Source organism: Qipengyuania sp., from assembly GCF_965277845.1.
GTDB lineage: Bacteria > Pseudomonadota > Alphaproteobacteria > Sphingomonadales > Sphingomonadaceae > Qipengyuania.
On record NZ_OZ255844.1, the window covers coordinates 261707 to 278002 of the forward strand.

The window sequence follows — 16296 nt, forward strand, 5'->3', positions numbered from 1 at the left end:
AACCCAGATGTACAACCGCAGCTTCTTCCGCAGCCAGCTCGGACAGGCCGCAATCGCCAGCATCGCGGCGATGGGCACTTTCGTCCTGCTGAGCTCGCAGATCGCGGTTACTGCACCCACGCCGATTATGGCCGCCTACGAACAGGTCGAGATCGCATGACCCTGCCTCCCGACCATGATCCCCTTGGGCCGGAGCGTCGCTCCCCCGACAGTCCCCACGGCAGCGATGCCGACGACTCTCCGGCCCGCCCCCGCTTGTCGCGGATCGAGGAAGAGGTAGAACGGCTGCGCCGCTCGCCGACTCCCACCCGCGATGGCGCACGGTCCAAGGGATCCGACTTTTTCTCCAGTGGAGCACCATTGATGGGCATTTTCAGCCGCACCCGCGATATCATCGCCGCCAATTTCAACGACATGCTCGACAAGGCGGACGACCCCCAGAAGATGATCCGCATGATCATCCTCGAAATGGAGGAAACGCTGGTCGAAGTCCGCGCCAGCGCGGCGCGCACGATCGCCGACCAGAAGGAGATGCATCGCCATACGGTGAAGCTCGACAAGCTGCAGGCGGACTGGAACGAGAAGGCGCAGCTCGCCATCTCCAAGGACCGCGAAGATCTCGCTCGCGCCGCACTCGTCGAAAAGAAGAAAGCGGCCGACATGAGTGAGCAGCTCAAGCAGGAGATTGCCGTACTCGACGACGCCCTGCGCGCCTACGAGCAGGACATCCAGAAGCTGCAGAATCGCCTACGCGAGGCGCGCAGCCGCCAGACCGCTATCGCCGCCCGGCTCGAAAGCGCGGAAAACCGCGTCAAGCTGCGCAGCCTGATGACCAACGAACGCGTCGACGATGCGCTCAACCGGTTCGACCAGCTCGAACGCCGCGTCGATTATGCCGAGGGCCGTGCCGATGCGCTGAGCATTGCCGACAAGTCGGACAAGCCCAGCCTGTCGGACGAGATCGCGGCACTGGAAGGTGCCGACGCGATCGATGACGAACTCGAACAGATGAAAAAGGCGCTCGGCAAAGGCAGCGCCGACAAGGAGGACTGATCCGTGGAAGAGATTTTTGCAATCGTAGCCATATTCATCGGCTTACCGTGGATCATCCTCCACTACATCACCAAATGGAAGACCTCGGCAACCATCACCACCGATGACGAGGCTCTGCTGGAGGAACTCTACAGCCTCGCCAAGCGCCTCGACGACCGGATGGACACGGTCGAGCGCCTGGTCGCCAGCGACAATCCCGAATTCAAGCCCGCGCGCCTCGTCCACGACAGCGAGCAGGACAACCAGCAGCTGCGCGAACTCGAGCAGCTGATGGCCGACAAAAAAGGAGCCAGCCAGTGAACAGTCCCCGCACAACGCTTTACCGCGACAAGCAGAATGCAAAGTTGATGGGCGTCTGCTCGGGCATCGCGGACTACACCGGTGTCAACGCTTTCTGGGTGCGCCTCGGCTTTCTCGGCCTGACCTTCATGAGCGGCGGTTCGACTATCCCGTTCTATTTCATCGCCGGCCTGCTGCTGAACAAGAAGCCTGCGCATCTCTATGTCGATCGTGAAGAGCAGAACTATTGGCAGCGCGTGCGGCAGAATCCGAAGCGCACGGCACGCGAAATCCGTGCCCGCATGAAGGATGTCGACCGTCGCCTGGCTGAAGTGGAAACCTTCTACGTCAGCAGCAATCCGCGCCTGACTGCCGAGATCGAACGGCTTCGCTAAGACACGAACGGACGGGATATACGCGCATGGGACTGGAAATACTCATACCGTTGGCGCCCTTCATCATGGTGCTTGGCATCATCTGGCTGGTGAACAACCGCAAGCTGGAAGAAAAGCGCATCGCTGCCACCGCCGAAGCCAGTTCCGAAAAGGCCGCGCAATACGCCAGCCGCGTCACCGAACTGGAACAGAGGGTTCAGGTACTCGAACGCATCGTAACCGACCGCGGCTATGACATTGCAACGCAGATCGAGGCCCTTCGCGATCAACGCAAGGTCGACGACCAAGGAACCGGCATTCCGCTCGAAGTAAAACAGGGAGAGAAAGCGCAATGAACTGGGGTGGCCCCGAATTCGTGATCGCGATAATCGCGCTGAGCACCGGTGGTTGGCTGATCAACAACTGGATCCGCGCCAAGCACGGCTACTCGCTCGAAGACGAGTGGGGCGGCAAGACCGAACGCGCCGACACTAGCGAGACCAAACGTCTGCGTGAGGAAAACCGCGCGCTGCACGACAAGCTCGATACCATGCAGGATCGCATGGTCGTGCTGGAGAAGATCGTCACCGACCGCGGTTACTCGCTGCACGACGAGATCGAGGCGCTGCGAGACAGGCCGGCTGCAGACGGTACCGGTATGCCGTTGGACATCAAGACAGGGGAGAAAGCGTGATGGAATTCATCACCGAAACGACCGTTATCGGCGGAGTGATTGCCATATCGCTCGCCTGGATCGCCAACACCTGGATCCGCGTCAAGAACGGCTATCCGCTGGAGAATAGCTGGGGCAAGGCGGTCTACCCCAAGACCGACCAGGCGGTCGAGCGGGTCAAGCTGCTCACCCAGGAAAATGCCGAACTGCGTGCCGAACTCGGCTCGCTCAAGGATCGGCTCGGCAATGTCGAACGGATCGTGACCGATAGCGGTTACCATCTGACGCATGAGATCGATCGCCTGCGCGATGGCAAGGAAACCAACTGATGGATGGCGACCTAATCCTTATCTTCGGCTTCATCATCACGATCGTGACGATGGCGCTACTGACCGCCCACGTCATCCATCGCCGCGTGGTCCGTCATGACGAGCGCAAGCTGGAGCTTAAGGCGCAGATCGAGCAGGCCAAGGCCGATCAGATCGGCAAGGGCGGCGCCGACTACGCCAAGCTTGAAGAGCGAGTTCGCGTGCTGGAGCGGATCGCCACCGACGGCAATCACAATCTCGCCGCCCAGATCGAGCAGCTACGCGACCTGCAGGAGATCGAGGATCTGACAAGCCAGCGGGAGCGTGCACGATGAGCGGTTGGGTGATCGTAGCCATCATCGCGATCGTGGTCTGGGGCATCGTCCAGATATCCAGTGTGAGGCACCGCAACGAACGCGGCATCCTGACCGACAAGGAAGGCAACGAGAGCTACGCCGGTCAGGCGACGGATACGGGAGCGCAGCGCGAGATCGAGGAGCTGCGCGAGAGGATAAAGGTACTCGAGCGTATCGCAACCGAACGCAATTCGGTCGACGCGCGCGAAACGAAACGAATCGCCTCCGAGATCGAGGCCCTGCGCGACAAGCAGGCGGATTGAGGACGGCAAGGTTCAAGGAGGACATGAGGTGATGTTCGAACCGACTATGATAATCGCAGGCGCTTCGCTGGTCGGACTGACCATCGTCGCTGCGGCCCTGCTGCGGGCCTGGCATGGCTGGCTTGCGCTCAAGCGTCAGCAGCTAGAACAGGATCGCACCGGTACTGATCAAGACAGCGGTTCTTCGATCGGCGCAGCCCGTATCGAATTGGCCGACCTGAAGGAGCGGATCAAGAAGCTCGAAGCCATCGCCAGCGGAGTCGATCTTTGACCGTAGTCAGAACCGATGCCGCGCGCGCAGGGATTGGTCTGGGCAGTGCTATTGCCGTGGCGATCAGCTGGAGCTTGCACCAGTCGATCATCTGGGCCGCGATCCACGGTTTCTTCGGATGGTTCTACGTGGTCTATTTCGCTTTCACCCGCCCAGGCGGTCTGTCCGGCTGAGGCCGATGGACGCCTGCCGACCTGCCCGCTAAGGGCGCGCCATGCGCACACTTTCCGATATTGCCGAAGAATACGAGTTTCTCGAGGGCGATGAACGCTATCGCCTGCTAATCGAATTGGGCCGCGATCTCGAGCCTATGCCCGATGCCCTCAAGACCGATGCCACGCTGGTGCGCGGCTGCAGTGCCCAGGTCTGGGTCTATCCTACCAGCGACAATGACAGGCTGCATTTCCTCGCCGACAGCAATGCGGCAATCACCAAGGGTATCGTCGCGCTGATAATTTCCGCAGTGCAGGACCAGCACGCACGCGATGTGGCGAAGATGGACATTGCCGCCGCGCTCGAACCGTTCGATCTCAGAAACCAGCTTTCGAGCAATCGCACGCAGGGCGTGCCGAACATGATCGCGCTGGTGAAGGAGCATGCCGCGCGGATCGCGGCGGGATAGGATGAAGCGGCCCGTCTACAAGGGTCTCGGCTTCCTCGCCGTCGGCCTCGGCGCTATCGGGGCAGCGCTGCCGATCATGCCGACCGTACCGTTCCTGCTGCTTGCCGTCTTTTTTTTCGCTCGCTCGAGCCCGGAGCTCGAACGGAAGATCCTCGACCATCCGCATTGGGGTCCGCAGGTTCTCGACTGGCGCGAGCGGCGGGCGATCAACCGACGCGCCAAGATCATGGCGATCGGAGCGATGTCCGTCGGAGCGGCGTTCACCTGGTACACGCTCGGCCACCCCTGGTACTGGATTTCGATCGCGATCCTCGTGATCTGCGGCACCTGGATCGCCACGCGCAACGAATAGCGGCTTCGGAACCCGTTGGTACTCAAGCCGTTGGTTGTTCGAACGACGGGAGGGCTGACGAAAGGACATTCCGAATGGCAATCCTCATTCTTATCGCCACGATCCTGCTGCCGCCGCTGGGCGTCGCCATGAAGCACGGACTAGGCGGGACAACGCTTCTGAACCTTGTGCTCACGCTGCTCGGGTTCATTCCCGGCCTCATTCACGGGCTTTACGTGAACTACGCCCGCTAAGGCGGATCGATCTCAGAACAACATGCCGGAGGCCGGAACCGTCGCAGCGGTTTCGGCCTCTTCCGTTTCGCCGCGCCCCTGCTCGCGCTGCATTTCGAACGTGCCGTTCATTCTCAGCAGGCTCCATATGCCGCTAATGCTCAAACCGTCCGGCGAAAGCTGCCCGACGTAATCGATAGGGTTCTTGTAGCCCTGTGGCGGGTCGACATAGGATTTGGTAAAATCGACCGCGCGGTCCGACCGATGCCCGATGAACTCGGCGCCAACAGTCTCCCCTGCGCGATAGAGGTCGGGCTCGATAAGCGAGCCGACAAGGCGGCCTGCGGTCTCTACGATCCGCGCACGAAATGGCGTGGTGGCCTCGCCGCCGGGATAGCTGAAGGATCCGTCCCACTCGCCGGTCAGGTCGAGCCGGCCCGTAATGGCTCAGGCTCCTGCGCTTTCGCGTACGATGGCAATGCCTGCATCGCGTTGGCGCCGCAGGTCCGCCTTCAGTTTCGCGGGATCGCGGGCTAGCAGAAAACCGAAGCTTACCCCGCCTTCCTTGCCGATAGTTGCATGATGCAGCTTGTGCGCCTGCACCAACCGCTTAGCATAGCCTCTCTTCGGCACCCAGCGGAAATAGCGTTGGTGGACGAGGCCGTCATGGACCAGCGTATAGATGATCCCGTAGAACAGAATGCCGAGACCGATCCATGTGGCGGGCCACCATGCCAGCTCACCAGCGACCAAAGGGCTGCCCAGGGCGAACATCGAAATGCTCATAACCGCTCCGACAATCGCATAGAGGTCGTTCTTTTCGAGCAAATTGTCATGCGGCTCGTGATGGTCGCGGTGCCAGCCCCAGCCGAAGCCGTGCATGATATATTTGTGGCTCGCCCATGCCACCCATTCCATTGCGATGACGGTGGCAAGGACAATCAGGGCGGGAACGAGGAAATCCATGCTGCCCATATAGTGGCTGTCGCTTCGCAGGCAAAGCCTGCCCGCAGCGTCTTATTCGCCTGCGTAGGGCTTCTGCTTGCGAGGGAGGCCGAAGAAAGTCTCTGCAACGTCGCGGCTGATCCGCGCCGGACGCAGGCTTTCCGCATCGATGCAGCACCACATGCTCTTGACCTCGGCGAGTACGTCCTCGCCGCGGCGGATCACCGTATTGTAGAAGCTGCGCGCCCCGGCGATCTTTTCGAGCACCGTTTCGGCAATCACCTCGTCGTCGAGAAAAGCAGGCTTGCGATAAGTGATCTCGTGCTTGAGCGCGACCCACGCCTTGCTCGCCACCTCGTCCGCAGGGGCCAGTTTCTGCCAGTGCGCCAGGACCGTGTCCTGCACCCAGTTCAGGTAGCGCGCATTGTTCACGTGCCCCATGAAATCGATATCGTCCGGCAGGACCTTGATCGGAAAGGAAAACGGCTTTGCTGACATAAGTGTCAATAAAGCAGAGAAAGGTTAAGTTTGGAAGACTCTGGATTTGCCTTTTTGCAGGCGTGGCAAAGCTGCCGCACACTTCACCGCCATGGCCAGCAAACCGCGCACATTGTACGAGAAGATCTGGGACAGCCACGTCGTCGAGCGGCTCGATGACGGCACCTGCCTGATCTATATCGACCGCCACCTCGTTCACGAAGTCACCAGCCCGCAGGCTTTCGAGGCTCTGCGTCTTGCAGGACGCAAGGTGCGGCGCCCCGATCTGACGCTGGCCGTTCCCGACCACAATTTGCCGACCACGCCGCGCGTGGCCGCCGATGGTTCGCGCCTGCCGATCGAGGACGAGCAGAGCGCCGCGCAGCTTGCCGCCCTCGAACGCAATGCGCCCGAATTCGGCATTGATTACATCGACGCCATCGCCCCCGCGCAGGGAATTGTTCACGTGGTGGGGCCCGAGCAGGGCTTCTCGCTTCCCGGTGCGACGATCGTCTGCGGCGACAGCCATACCGCGGCGCATGGCGGCGTGGGCGCGCTCGCTTTCGGAATCGGCACCAGCGAGGTCGAGCACGTACTCGCCACGCAGACCCTGCAGCTGCGCCAGTCGAAATCGATGGAAGTGCGGGTCGAAGGCTCGCTCGGCCCGGGCGTCACGCCGAAGGACCTGATCCTTCACATCATCGGCGAAATCGGCACTGCGGGCGGGACCGGCCACGTCATCGAGTACCGCGGCCGCGTGTTCGAGGAGATGAGCGTCGAGGGGCGCCTGACGGTCTGCAACATGAGCATCGAAGGCGGTGCACGGGCCGGGCTGATCGCGCCGGACGACAAGGTCTTCGCCTATCTGAAGGGCCGTCCCTACGCCCCCAAGGGCGAGGACTGGGACCGCGCCGTCGCATGGTGGCGCTCGCTCGCAACCGACGAAGGCGCGGTGTTCGACAAGAGCGTCGTGATCGACGCCGCCAATGTCGAGCCGACCGTGAGCTGGGGCACGAGCCCCGAGGACGTCGTCCCCGTGGGCGGGCGCGTGCCGGACCCGGAAAGCTTCGCCGATACATCCAAGCGGGAAGCCGCGCGAAAAAGCCTCGACTACATGGGCCTCGTTCCCGGCACCCGGATCGAGGACATACCTGTCGAGAACATTTTCATCGGCAGCTGCACCAACAGCCGGATCGAGGACCTGCGTTCCGCCGCCGAAGTGCTTGCAGGCCGCACGATAGCGCCGGGCGTGCGCTGGGCGATCGTCGTGCCGGGATCGGGCTTGGTGAAGAAGCAGGCGGAAGAGGAAGGCATAGACCGGATCTTCACCGACGCCGGTTTCGAATGGCGCGAGCCGGGCTGTTCAGCCTGCCTAGCGATGAACCCAGACAAGGTACCGCCAGGCGAGCGCTGCGCCTCGACCAGCAACCGCAATTTCGTCGGCCGCCAGGGACCCGGGTCACGCACACACCTGGTCAGCCCCGCCATGGCCGCTGCCGCCGCAGTCACCGGGCGCTTGGCCGATGTACGCAAGCTCGCCCCTTGCCAAGCCGACGGCGGCTGACCATTGAAGCGGCATGACCAACAAGCTCAAGATTGCCGGAGCCATCGGCTCCGCCGCCGTTGCCGCCGCGCTGCTTTACGCGAACAAGCGCAAGGAGAGGAAGAAGGGCCCGAAGCAACCGGGTCCGATTCCCTCGGGGGAAAATCCCGAAACCGATTGAGGACGCGTATTACGGGGGAGAGAGACATGGCGCCGAGAACCATCCTGCTAGCCGTCTTGCTGGCAGGTTCTGCTACATCTGCCGCCGCGCAGGAGACGCCCGATATCGAATTGTGGCGGCTCGATTGCGGCACGATCGAACTCAGCGATACCGCGCCGTTTTCCGACACGCATCTCTACGATGGCGAGCCGCGCACGCTGACCGACAGTTGCTATCTCATCCGCAATGGCGACAAGTATCTGCTGTGGGACGCTGGCTTGCCCGCTGCGCTCAAGGGTACCAGCGAGACCCAATGGGTCTTCACGCTCAGCGTCGAAAAGACCATTGCGGAACAGCTCGCCGAAATCGAAGTGGCCGCTTCCGATATCACCTATGTCGGTGTCAGCCACTATCATGACGATCATGTAGGCCAGGCCGCCGAATTTCCCGATGCCGAACTGCTGATCGGGCGCGGCGATGCCGAAGCAGTTGCCTCTGGCCGGATGGAAGCGACCCGCGCGCAGCTCGCGCCTTGGTTGGCGGAGGGTGCCGAGGGTAAAGTTACCCGCATTGCGGGCGATCACGATGTTTTCGGCGATGGTTCGGTGCGCATGGTCGCGATGCATGGTCACACGCCGGGCCATAAGGCGCTGGTGGTCGAGCTACCGCAATCGGGGACCTACATGCTCACCGGCGACCTCTACCATTTCGAAGAGCAGATCGAGAACAAGGGGGTTCCCGTGTTCAACACCGACCGCGCCGACACGCTCGCTTCGTTCCACCGCTTCAACCAGATGGCCGACAATCTCGACGCAACGATCGTGATTCAGCACGACCCGCGTCATCTCGTCCGCCTACCCTCCTTCCCGGAAAGCGCACGATAATGCAGGCCGTATCCACGATCGAGGGCCGCGCGATCCCGCTGGGCCTCAAAAACATCGACACCGATGTCATCATTCCCGCCCACTGGCTGAAGACGGTGAGCCGCGAAGGGCTCGGCAAAGGCGCGTTCGAAACCATCCGCGCGACCCCCGGTAATCCCTTCGACTTGGAAGATTTCGCAAATGCTCCGATCCTGATCGCGGGCGACAATTTCGGTTGCGGGTCGAGCCGCGAACATGCCGCATGGGCCATGCTGGACATGGGTCTGACCGCTGTCATCGCACCGAGCTTTTCGGACATTTTCGCGGGCAATGCCTTCAAGAATGGCATCCTCGCGGTCGAACTTCCGCGGGAACAGGTCTACCGTCTGCTTGAGGTCGCAAAGGATCATCCGATCGCCATCGATCTCGAAAACCAGGTCGTCACAACGCCGTTTCAGGACCGGTTCGAATTCCAAGTTGACCCGTTCCGCAAGCGCTGCCTGCTCGAAGGGCTCGACGAGATCGGCCTCACGCTCGACAGCGAAAGCGCAATTACAAAGCACGAACAGATGCGCGAGGGCACCTTGCCCTGGCTCGATAAACCAAGCAGGAGAGATGCAGCGTGAAGGCAGTCCTTTCTAAGGAAGTCGGTGGTCCCGAAACCCTCGTTGTAGAGGAAATCGACGAACCCACCCCCGGCAAGGGCGAGGTCTTGGTCAAGGTCGCGGCCTGCGCAATCAACTTTCCCGATACGCTGATCATCCGCGATAAGTACCAGTTCAAACCGCCCCGCCCCTTCGCGCCGGGCGGTGAAATTTCCGGTACGATCGAGGCACTGGGCGATGGTGTCGAAGGCTTCGCCGTGGGTGACAAGGTCATGTGCGGTATCGGCAATGGCGGGTTGCAGGAAAAGGTCGCGGTTGCCGCCGCGCGCCTGTTCAAGGTGCCCGAGGGGATCGACCTGGTGAAAGCCAGCGCGCTGCTGATGACCTACGGCACCACCATCCACGGCCTCAAGGATCGCGGCGACATCAAGGAAGGCGAAACCGTCCTCGTCCTCGGCGCTGCGGGCGGAGTCGGCCTCTCTGCAGTCGAATTGGCCAAGGCCTATGGCTGCAAGGTCGTCGCTGGCGTCTCGACCGAGGAGAAGGGCGAAGTCGCAAAGAAGCACGGTGCGGATGAAGTCGTGATCTATCCGCGCGCTCCGTTCGACAAGGACACTTCCAAGCAGCTTGCCAACGACTTCAAGGCTGCCGTCGGCCCCAATGGCGCGGATATCGTCTACGATATCGTCGGCGGCGACTATTCCGAACCCGCACTGCGCGCGATCGCCTGGGAAGGCCGTTTCCTGGTGATCGGCTTCCCCGCAGGGATTGCCAAAATGCCGCTTAATCTCACCCTGCTGAAGAGCTGCGACATTCGCGGTGTCTTCTGGGGCGCGTTCACCGCGCGCGAGCCGGAGCGCAACCAGAAGAACATCGAAGAACTGTTCGACCTGTGGAAGGCTGGCAAGATCGACCCGTTGGTCAGCGAAACCTATCCGATCGAGCGCGCGCACGAAGCCATTGCGAAACTGGAAAACCGCGGCGCGATCGGCAAGCTCGTCGTCGTAATGGAATAGTCGGTGAGTTCCCGCGAAGGCGGGAACCTCGGGCTAGCTGGCGCAAATCCGATCGAGGTCCCTGCCTTGGCGGGGACTCATCTCTTGTTTCGTGCGCGGCCCACGCCTATTCCGGCCCCCGAGATTCCATCCCGAGAGGACCACCATGACCGATTTCAAGGATCGCGAACGCGGCGAGGAAGCCAAGTTCGCCTTCGACGAGGAAAACGCCTTCAAGATCGCCGCCCGCCGCAACCGGCTGGTCGGCGAATGGGCCGCCAGCCTGATGGGCCTGACCGAAGAGGAAACCGACGCCTACAAGAAGGCGGTCGTCCAGGCCGATTTCGAAGAAGCGGGCGATGAAGACGTGATCCGCAAGCTGCTTGGCGACCTGACTGCTGCCGAATGCGATGTCAGCGAGTCCGACATTCGCGCCAAGCTGGAGGAATGCGCGATCGAAGCGCGCCGCCAGTTCATGACCGATCGGGACTGACCGACATGCCGATGGCCGCCGAAGACATCGTCGCGCTGATCGAGGAAGCGCTTCCGGGCGCGACGGTCGAGATGCGTGACCTCGCGGGCGACAACGATCACTGGGCGGCCAAGGTCACCGCCCCGCAATTTGCAGGGCTGACACGCGTCAAGCAGCACAAGCTGGTCTACGACGCATTGGGCGGGCGCATGGGCGGCGAACTTCACGCCTTGCAACTGACCACCCAAGCCCCCACCTGATTCTCCACACACCGAATTCAGCATAAAGGACGGACCCAATGTCCGACACCAACCAGCGCATTGCCGATATCGTCGGCGGAAACGACGTCGTCCTCTTCATGAAGGGCACCCCGCTGTTCCCGCAATGCGGTTTCTCGAGCCGCGCGGTAGCCATTCTCGACCATTGCGGCGTCGCCTACGACAGCGTCGACGTCTTGCAGGACATGGAAATCCGCCAGGGCATCAAGGCCTATTCGGACTGGCCGACCATCCCCCAGCTCTATGTGAAGGGCGAATTCGTCGGCGGCAGCGACATCATGATGGAAATGTTCGAAGCCGGCGAGCTCCAGCAGATGATGGATGACAAGCAGGTCGCCAAGGCCGAAGGCTGAACGTTCGCGCACGCGCCTCCCGCTTGCCTCGATACAGGTCACAACCAGAACGGGAAAGGCCCGCCCGGAGAGACAGCCGGGCGGGCCTTTATATGTCTGCGGGCGCGATGTTCGAAGACCTTTGCGACGCGCCCCCGTCGAAGACTTGAACGGGACACGGCGGTACCTGCATGCCGCGTGCCAAACCTTCCCAAATGTTCAATTTCGCGGGTTTTTATAGTTAAAGCGATTTTCACCGCAGTGCTTAGTGTAAAATCTGCCGACACCGTCGCTCCGGTTTCTCCTTGGCAAGCCGCCCGCCGCTCGCCACAACATCCCAATGACTGAACAATCCGACGTGGGACCCGAGGGCATACCCGCAGCAACCGTAGTCATCTTCCGGAACGCACCCCAGGGCGGCCCCCCTCAAATTCTGATGACGATCCGCTCGCGCGAGATGGTTTTCGCGGGCGGCATGGCTGTGTTCCCCGGCGGCCGTGTAGACCCCGCGGATTTCGAGCTCGGTGCCGGCATGGGTGGCCCGCTCGATCCGGAAGAGGCGGCGCACCAAGTCGCGGTGGTACGCGAAACGCTGGAGGAAACCGGGCTGGCGATCGGCTTGTCCGGCGCCATCGATGCGCGAAAGGCGCGCGCAGCCCGCAACTTCTTGCAGGAAACCGGCGAACTCGCTCCGGTGCTCGATCATTTCGGCTGGCAGCTCGACCTCGACCAGCTGGTCCCCTTCGCTCGCTGGTATCCCAAGAACGAGCGCATTCCGCGCGTCTACGATACCCGCTTCTATCTCGCCGATCTCGGCACCGGCGCGGTCGAGATCGAGGCCGATCTGTCCGAAAACACGCATCTTTTCTGGACCACCGCCCAAGGCGCGCTCGACGCGGCGGAGAGAGGCGACATCAAGGTCATCTTCCCCACGCGCCGCAATCTCGAGCGGCTTGCGCTGTTCGAGAGCTTCGCCGAGGCGAAAGCGCAGGCCGAGGCCATTCCGGTTCGCACCATCACTCCCTATATGGGCGAACGCGGCGGCGCGAGATGGCTCGAAATCGGTGAGGACCTCGGCTATCCGGTGACAGGCGAGCCTTTGGAGAGCGTTGCAAGAGGGTGAGAGCGGTACCCTTCCGGGCCCGGCAGAAAATGGCGACGGACACCTACCTGGATCGGAAGAACCGTCCGGGCGGCATCAGCATGCGAGGCTGCGGGGCTCCGATCCCGTCCGCTGTCGACACTGCGGTATCATTCGATCCGGCAATGAATTCGATCACCTCATTCCCGAAAATACACTATCTGCGACTGTGAATTTAGAACTCGAGTCGGTGTTTCCGGAATTTATCCTCGCATGCTAGATCGGCGTTCTACATACCAGATCCCGTGGGCTGTCCTTCGCAATTCAATTAACCCGAGGATCTCAAGTAGGTGGTGGGCAAATGGTAACCATTAGGGACGTTGCTAAGGCTGCGGGAGTGTCGGTCGCAACGGCGTCCCGCGCCCTCAATGGTCTGTCGGTCGTGACTGCAAAGACGCGCAAGAAAATCGAAGCCGCCGCAGAAGAGCTGAATTACGTCCCCCACAGCGGGGCCCGGAGCCTGACCCGCCGCAAGACCGATACGATCGGAGTTATCCTGCCCGACTTGTTCGGTGAGTTTTTCTCGGAAATAGTTCGCGGCATCGACATGGTCACGCATGGTGCCGGCAAGAACCTCTTGCTGGGTAACATGCATGGCAGCGCCGATGAAACGGTGCTTGCGATACGCGCGATGCGCGGCAGGGTGGACGGCTTGCTGGTGATGCCACCCAATTCGCAGGCCGATGATATCGAGGCCGTAACGCGCGATATTCCCACCGTGCTGATGAATGCCCACGCAAATGACGGCAGAACCCCGTTCGTTGCAGTGGATAATTATGCGGGAGCGCGCCTTGTTACCGAGCATTTGATCGAACGTGGGGCGACGAAGATCGTTCATATAGCCGGCCCGGCCAACAATCGGGATGCGCGCGAACGCCAGCGTGGCTATTGCGACGTACTGCTCGAGCGGCTGGGAGAGAGCAGCCCACTAATCCTTCCGGGCGATTTCCGCGAGGATGCCGGCAGAAAAGCTGCACGACTGCTGCTGAACGGCGATATACCATTCGACGCTGTCTTTGCCGGCAACGATATCATGGCGGTCGATTTCATGACCGAAATGCGTACGTCGGGCCGCAAGATCGGGGAAGATCTGCTCGTCGCGGGTTTCGACGACATCCCGTTGGCGCGCTACGTTTCTCCGGGGCTGACGACCGTGCATTCGGACATCACGCGACTGGGCTCGACAGCTGCCCTCATAATGTTGCGTATGATGAAGGGTGAAGAGCTGGATCAGGACGCCAGCCTGATCATCGCCCCTACCCTCGCCGTCCGGGGTTCGACCGCGGCGGGCGAGTAGCGGCAGACCGACAGAAGGTTTGACGATCGTGTCTCGAGCCGCCTAGCAAATGTAACCGATTTCTTTTTGGAGGGCGGAGACTATGCCGAGATTGGACGGGAAGATCACGCCACTAACGAGCGCGCTATTGCTTCTCGCGGCATGCATCGGCGTACCTACGGCCGCCGCGGAGCGGGCGCCCCTGATTTCGGGGCAATACCCTCAGCAGAGTGTCGAAACGGGCGGCTATCGCTATCAATTGTTCGTTCCCGAAGCTTCGGACGGCACGGAAATCTTTCCGCTGATGATCTTCTTGCACGGTTCGGGCGAACGCGGCGACGACATCGACAAGGTGAAGGTCCATGGACCTCCAAAACATGCCGAGCTGGAGCCGGGCTTTCCCTTCATCCTGATCTCTCCCTTGCTCCCCGCCGATCAGGACTGGGAGATCGGCAAGCTCGAGGCCATCCTCGATCATGCGCTCGCTACATTGCCGATCGATCCCGACCGTGTGTACCTTACCGGGCTCAGTCGCGGAGCCCATGCGACCTGGCGCTGGGGGGCGCACAGCCCTGAGCGTTTTGCCGCGCTTGCACCAGTTGCCGGCACAGGCGATCCGCATACCGCATGCCAGCTCGTAGATACGCCTGTCTGGGCGCTCCATGGCGACCGTGATGACGTCGTCCCGCCCGAAGGCAGCTTTGCCATGGCGCGGGCAATCAGGAATTGCGGCGGGCAGATCAGTCGACTGACGATCTATCCCGATCTGGGTCACAACGCGTGGGATCCCGCCTATGAGGATCCGGCCCTCTACCTGTGGCTTCTGTCGCAGCGGCGCGCCCGAAAGAAGGAATGACCCGCTATTCGACCTGTTCGGTCTCAAGCCAACCGCCTGTAAAGCCTATCCTTTCAAGGCCTCGCCGAATGTGCGGATTCTTGCGCATCGTGTCCCACACCAATTCACTGCGGTGGTTTTCCATCATCGCCAGAATCGGCCCCTGGTCTATTCCGAGATGGTCATTCGCCACCCAGCCTTTGACCGGATGCGTCTCGCCGGTGGTCGAGCCTTCCTCGACGAAGGTGAAGCTGGGATTGATCGCGTCTTTGAAACCGTAGTCGGTATAGAAGCGATCCCCGTATTTCACTTTCATCTTCATCAAGGCGGGTATGGTGACCTCGGGCGCAAACGGGACCGAACCACCGGCCGCCGTCGGGACGATGGTGCCATCGTCGACCACTCGCAAACTGCTGACGCCCCGTGCGGAATAGGTCATGAAATCGCGCGGCTTGCCATTGACAGCGTATTCGCCAGACGATCCAGCCGGTCCGTCGGAAGCGGTCCATCCCCAGATATCGGCGCTGTAGTCCTTCCAGTTATTGGGATTGTCCGCACCATATGCGCGCTGGCTTAGCGTGGCGCGGCGGCTGTTCTCGAAATAGTCGATGCCTTTTTCGCGCATGAAATCGTCTTGGATTCCGCGGAAATCGATCCAGACATGGCTATATTGATGGCCGAACAACGGCTCGAACTGCAGATGCTCGTAGCCGTAATAGGTGCCCCAATCCTCTTCGAGCTTTCGTGCCCAGCCCTTGTCCCAGGCATCCTTCCCCACCGGATGGGTCGGCGAAGCCAGCGCCAGCACATAGACCAGCATGCCTTCGTTGTAGCCGACCCAATCGGCCTGTTCCCAACCCTTCTCGGGATACCAACCCATGGTGATCGCATGCGAATTGGCGAGATTGATTGCCTCGGTTCCGGTGGTGTTGCGCTGCGCCCAATCCCATTCGACCCGGCGATAGATCTTCTCGGCGAGATCGCGAATTTCCGCTTCGACGGCATCGTCACGATCGAAATAGCTTTGCGCGAACAGCGCGCCGCCAAGGAAGAGCGTCGTATCGACGGTCGACAATTCAACGGTCTTGTAGCGCGTCCCGTCCTCATATTTGAGGAAGTGATAGAAGAAGCCCTTGTATCCGGTAGTGCCCGAAGCTTCCGGTCCTTGCGGCGCGTTCCAGTAGACGGCGAGGCAATCGCGTGTCCGCAGTGCTGCGGCTTCACGGGATACGTAACCCCGTTCGGCCCCTATCCCATACGCGGTCAGGGCAAATCCCGTTGCCGCGATCGAGGAAAACGTGCGCGTGGGCCAGCGATCGGGTGCAAGGCACCGTTCCGTGTCGGTCGTTTCCCAGAAATAGGTGAATGTGCGAAGGGTGAGATCTTCGGAAAACGCTTCAACCTCCGAGGCATCGGCGACGTCCGCAGGCTTGGCGGTAACCCTCTCAACTGCCGGCTGCAGACAGGCGGAAGTTGCCAGCGCGATTGCCAGTGGAGCCAGAAGACGCAGCGTTTTCATCAGATGCTTGCCCTATTTGTAGTGAACGCGAGGCGTGGCAGGGTTTCCCCTGCCACGCGCGACCCGAGGGCGGTATCTCCCTCGGGCGGCTT

At 61.3% G+C, this 16296-nt stretch carries 28 protein-coding genes and 1 pseudogene; 26 read left to right on the top strand and 3 right to left on the bottom strand.

Features of this window, described 5'->3' with window-relative positions:
* Positions 1–7: 7 nt before the first annotated feature.
* From ACQY4G_RS01325 to ACQY4G_RS01390, 14 genes are all read left to right on the top strand, one after another.
* Entirely contained in the window at positions 8–160 is a 153-nt protein-coding gene (locus tag ACQY4G_RS01325; RefSeq protein ID WP_198147701.1) for a hypothetical protein, read from the top strand.
* Positions 157–1053, top strand: a complete 897-nt coding sequence (gene pspA, locus ACQY4G_RS01330) for a phage shock protein PspA (protein ID WP_421992517.1) — start codon at positions 157–159, stop codon at positions 1051–1053. Before ACQY4G_RS01325 ends, pspA begins: the two co-directional genes overlap by 4 nt.
* A gap of 3 nt (positions 1054–1056) precedes the next feature.
* Positions 1057–1353 carry an envelope stress response membrane protein PspB gene (pspB, locus tag ACQY4G_RS01335; RefSeq protein ID WP_291181106.1) on the top strand — a complete coding sequence of 99 codons (297 nt, stop codon included), beginning with the start codon at positions 1057–1059 and terminating at the stop codon, positions 1351–1353.
* Positions 1350–1727 carry an envelope stress response membrane protein PspC gene (gene pspC / locus ACQY4G_RS01340; protein ID WP_067694281.1) on the top strand — a complete coding sequence of 126 codons (378 nt, stop codon included), beginning with the start codon at positions 1350–1352 and terminating at the stop codon, positions 1725–1727. Before pspB ends, pspC begins: the two co-directional genes overlap by 4 nt.
* Before the next feature lie 26 nt (positions 1728–1753).
* Positions 1754–2062 carry a hypothetical protein gene (locus ACQY4G_RS01345; RefSeq protein WP_421992519.1) on the top strand — a complete coding sequence of 103 codons (309 nt, stop codon included), beginning with the start codon at positions 1754–1756 and terminating at the stop codon, positions 2060–2062.
* Positions 2059–2400 carry a hypothetical protein gene (locus ACQY4G_RS01350; protein WP_421992521.1) on the top strand — a complete coding sequence of 114 codons (342 nt, stop codon included), beginning with the start codon at positions 2059–2061 and terminating at the stop codon, positions 2398–2400. Before ACQY4G_RS01345 ends, ACQY4G_RS01350 begins: the two co-directional genes overlap by 4 nt.
* Positions 2400–2708: a hypothetical protein gene (locus tag ACQY4G_RS01355; RefSeq protein ID WP_067694273.1), complete on the top strand. Its 309-nt coding sequence runs from the start codon at positions 2400–2402 to the stop codon at positions 2706–2708. The genes ACQY4G_RS01350 and ACQY4G_RS01355 overlap by 1 nt, the downstream gene beginning before the upstream one ends.
* Positions 2708–3022 carry a hypothetical protein gene (locus ACQY4G_RS01360; protein WP_421992523.1) on the top strand — a complete coding sequence of 105 codons (315 nt, stop codon included), beginning with the start codon at positions 2708–2710 and terminating at the stop codon, positions 3020–3022. Before ACQY4G_RS01355 ends, ACQY4G_RS01360 begins: the two co-directional genes overlap by 1 nt.
* Positions 3019–3306 (top strand): hypothetical protein, encoded by a 288-nt coding sequence (locus tag ACQY4G_RS01365; RefSeq protein WP_421992525.1) that lies wholly within the window; start codon positions 3019–3021, stop codon positions 3304–3306. The genes ACQY4G_RS01360 and ACQY4G_RS01365 overlap by 4 nt, the downstream gene beginning before the upstream one ends.
* A 31-nt stretch (positions 3307–3337) precedes the next feature.
* On the top strand, positions 3338–3577 hold the full coding sequence (locus ACQY4G_RS01370) for a hypothetical protein (RefSeq protein ID WP_067694264.1): 240 nt from the start codon (positions 3338–3340) through the stop codon (positions 3575–3577).
* On the top strand, positions 3574–3750 hold the full coding sequence (locus ACQY4G_RS01375; protein ID WP_291172344.1) for a hypothetical protein: 177 nt from the start codon (positions 3574–3576) through the stop codon (positions 3748–3750). Before ACQY4G_RS01370 ends, ACQY4G_RS01375 begins: the two co-directional genes overlap by 4 nt.
* A 41-nt stretch (positions 3751–3791) precedes the next feature.
* Positions 3792–4199 (top strand): SufE family protein, encoded by a 408-nt coding sequence (locus tag ACQY4G_RS01380; RefSeq protein ID WP_421992527.1) that lies wholly within the window; start codon positions 3792–3794, stop codon positions 4197–4199.
* Between the two features lies 1 nt (position 4200).
* Positions 4201–4551 carry a YbaN family protein gene (locus ACQY4G_RS01385; RefSeq protein WP_067694260.1) on the top strand — a complete coding sequence of 117 codons (351 nt, stop codon included), beginning with the start codon at positions 4201–4203 and terminating at the stop codon, positions 4549–4551.
* Between the two features lie 74 nt (positions 4552–4625).
* The gene (locus ACQY4G_RS01390) at positions 4626–4784 is read left to right on the top strand and encodes a YqaE/Pmp3 family membrane protein (RefSeq protein WP_083508324.1); all 159 of its coding nucleotides are present in this window, start codon (positions 4626–4628) and stop codon (positions 4782–4784) included.
* Between the two features lie 426 nt (positions 4785–5210).
* Here the strand turns inward: ACQY4G_RS01390 and ACQY4G_RS01395 are convergent, their stop codons facing one another.
* Both ACQY4G_RS01395 and ACQY4G_RS01400 read right to left on the bottom strand, forming a co-directional pair.
* Positions 5211–5729, bottom strand: coding sequence for a sterol desaturase family protein (locus tag ACQY4G_RS01395; RefSeq protein ID WP_291172352.1), 519 nt, complete (start codon positions 5727–5729; stop codon positions 5211–5213).
* A gap of 51 nt (positions 5730–5780) precedes the next feature.
* Positions 5781–6206 carry an acyl-CoA thioesterase gene (locus ACQY4G_RS01400; protein ID WP_067694256.1) on the bottom strand — a complete coding sequence of 142 codons (426 nt, stop codon included), beginning with the start codon at positions 6204–6206 and terminating at the stop codon, positions 5781–5783.
* Positions 6207–6297: 91 nt separating this feature from the next.
* Between ACQY4G_RS01400 and leuC the strand changes: the two genes are divergently transcribed.
* The 12 genes and pseudogenes from leuC (at position 6298) to ACQY4G_RS01460 (ending at position 14706) form a co-directional block, all read left to right on the top strand.
* Positions 6298–7749 carry a 3-isopropylmalate dehydratase large subunit gene (gene leuC / locus ACQY4G_RS01405; protein WP_421992529.1) on the top strand — a complete coding sequence of 484 codons (1452 nt, stop codon included), beginning with the start codon at positions 6298–6300 and terminating at the stop codon, positions 7747–7749.
* Positions 7750–7762: 13 nt separating this feature from the next.
* Positions 7763–7909 (top strand): isopropylmalate isomerase, encoded by a 147-nt coding sequence (locus ACQY4G_RS01410; protein ID WP_291172361.1) that lies wholly within the window; start codon positions 7763–7765, stop codon positions 7907–7909.
* Between the two features lie 26 nt (positions 7910–7935).
* Positions 7936–8772, top strand: a complete 837-nt coding sequence (locus tag ACQY4G_RS01415; protein WP_421992531.1) for an N-acyl homoserine lactonase family protein — start codon at positions 7936–7938, stop codon at positions 8770–8772.
* A complete protein-coding gene (gene leuD / locus ACQY4G_RS01420; protein ID WP_421992533.1) occupies positions 8772–9377 on the top strand; it encodes a 3-isopropylmalate dehydratase small subunit in 606 nt (201 codons plus the stop codon). Before ACQY4G_RS01415 ends, leuD begins: the two co-directional genes overlap by 1 nt.
* A complete protein-coding gene (locus ACQY4G_RS01425; RefSeq protein WP_421992535.1) occupies positions 9374–10372 on the top strand; it encodes an NADPH:quinone oxidoreductase family protein in 999 nt (332 codons plus the stop codon). Before leuD ends, ACQY4G_RS01425 begins: the two co-directional genes overlap by 4 nt.
* Before the next feature lie 145 nt (positions 10373–10517).
* A complete protein-coding gene (locus tag ACQY4G_RS01430) occupies positions 10518–10844 on the top strand; it encodes a DUF1476 domain-containing protein (protein ID WP_291172374.1) in 327 nt (108 codons plus the stop codon).
* Between the two features lie 5 nt (positions 10845–10849).
* Positions 10850–11083, top strand: a complete 234-nt coding sequence (locus tag ACQY4G_RS01435) for a BolA/IbaG family iron-sulfur metabolism protein (protein WP_067694235.1) — start codon at positions 10850–10852, stop codon at positions 11081–11083.
* A gap of 38 nt (positions 11084–11121) precedes the next feature.
* Complete coding sequence (gene grxD / locus ACQY4G_RS01440; protein ID WP_291181080.1) at positions 11122–11454, top strand: Grx4 family monothiol glutaredoxin; 333 nt, start codon at positions 11122–11124, stop codon at positions 11452–11454.
* A gap of 319 nt (positions 11455–11773) precedes the next feature.
* A complete protein-coding gene (locus tag ACQY4G_RS01445; RefSeq protein ID WP_291181078.1) occupies positions 11774–12556 on the top strand; it encodes an NUDIX hydrolase in 783 nt (260 codons plus the stop codon).
* Positions 12557–12875: 319 nt separating this feature from the next.
* Positions 12876–12956, top strand: a pseudogene (locus ACQY4G_RS01450) (LacI family DNA-binding transcriptional regulator); the annotation flags it as partial.
* A complete protein-coding gene (locus tag ACQY4G_RS01455) occupies positions 12957–13871 on the top strand; it encodes a LacI family DNA-binding transcriptional regulator (RefSeq protein WP_421993538.1) in 915 nt (304 codons plus the stop codon).
* Positions 13872–13953: 82 nt separating this feature from the next.
* Positions 13954–14706, top strand: a complete 753-nt coding sequence (locus ACQY4G_RS01460; RefSeq protein WP_421992537.1) for a prolyl oligopeptidase family serine peptidase — start codon at positions 13954–13956, stop codon at positions 14704–14706.
* A 4-nt stretch (positions 14707–14710) separates the two neighbouring features.
* Here the strand turns inward: ACQY4G_RS01460 and ACQY4G_RS01465 are convergent, their stop codons facing one another.
* A complete protein-coding gene (locus ACQY4G_RS01465) occupies positions 14711–16204 on the bottom strand; it encodes a glucoamylase family protein (protein ID WP_421992539.1) in 1494 nt (497 codons plus the stop codon).
* Between the last annotated feature and the right edge of the window lie 92 nt (positions 16205–16296).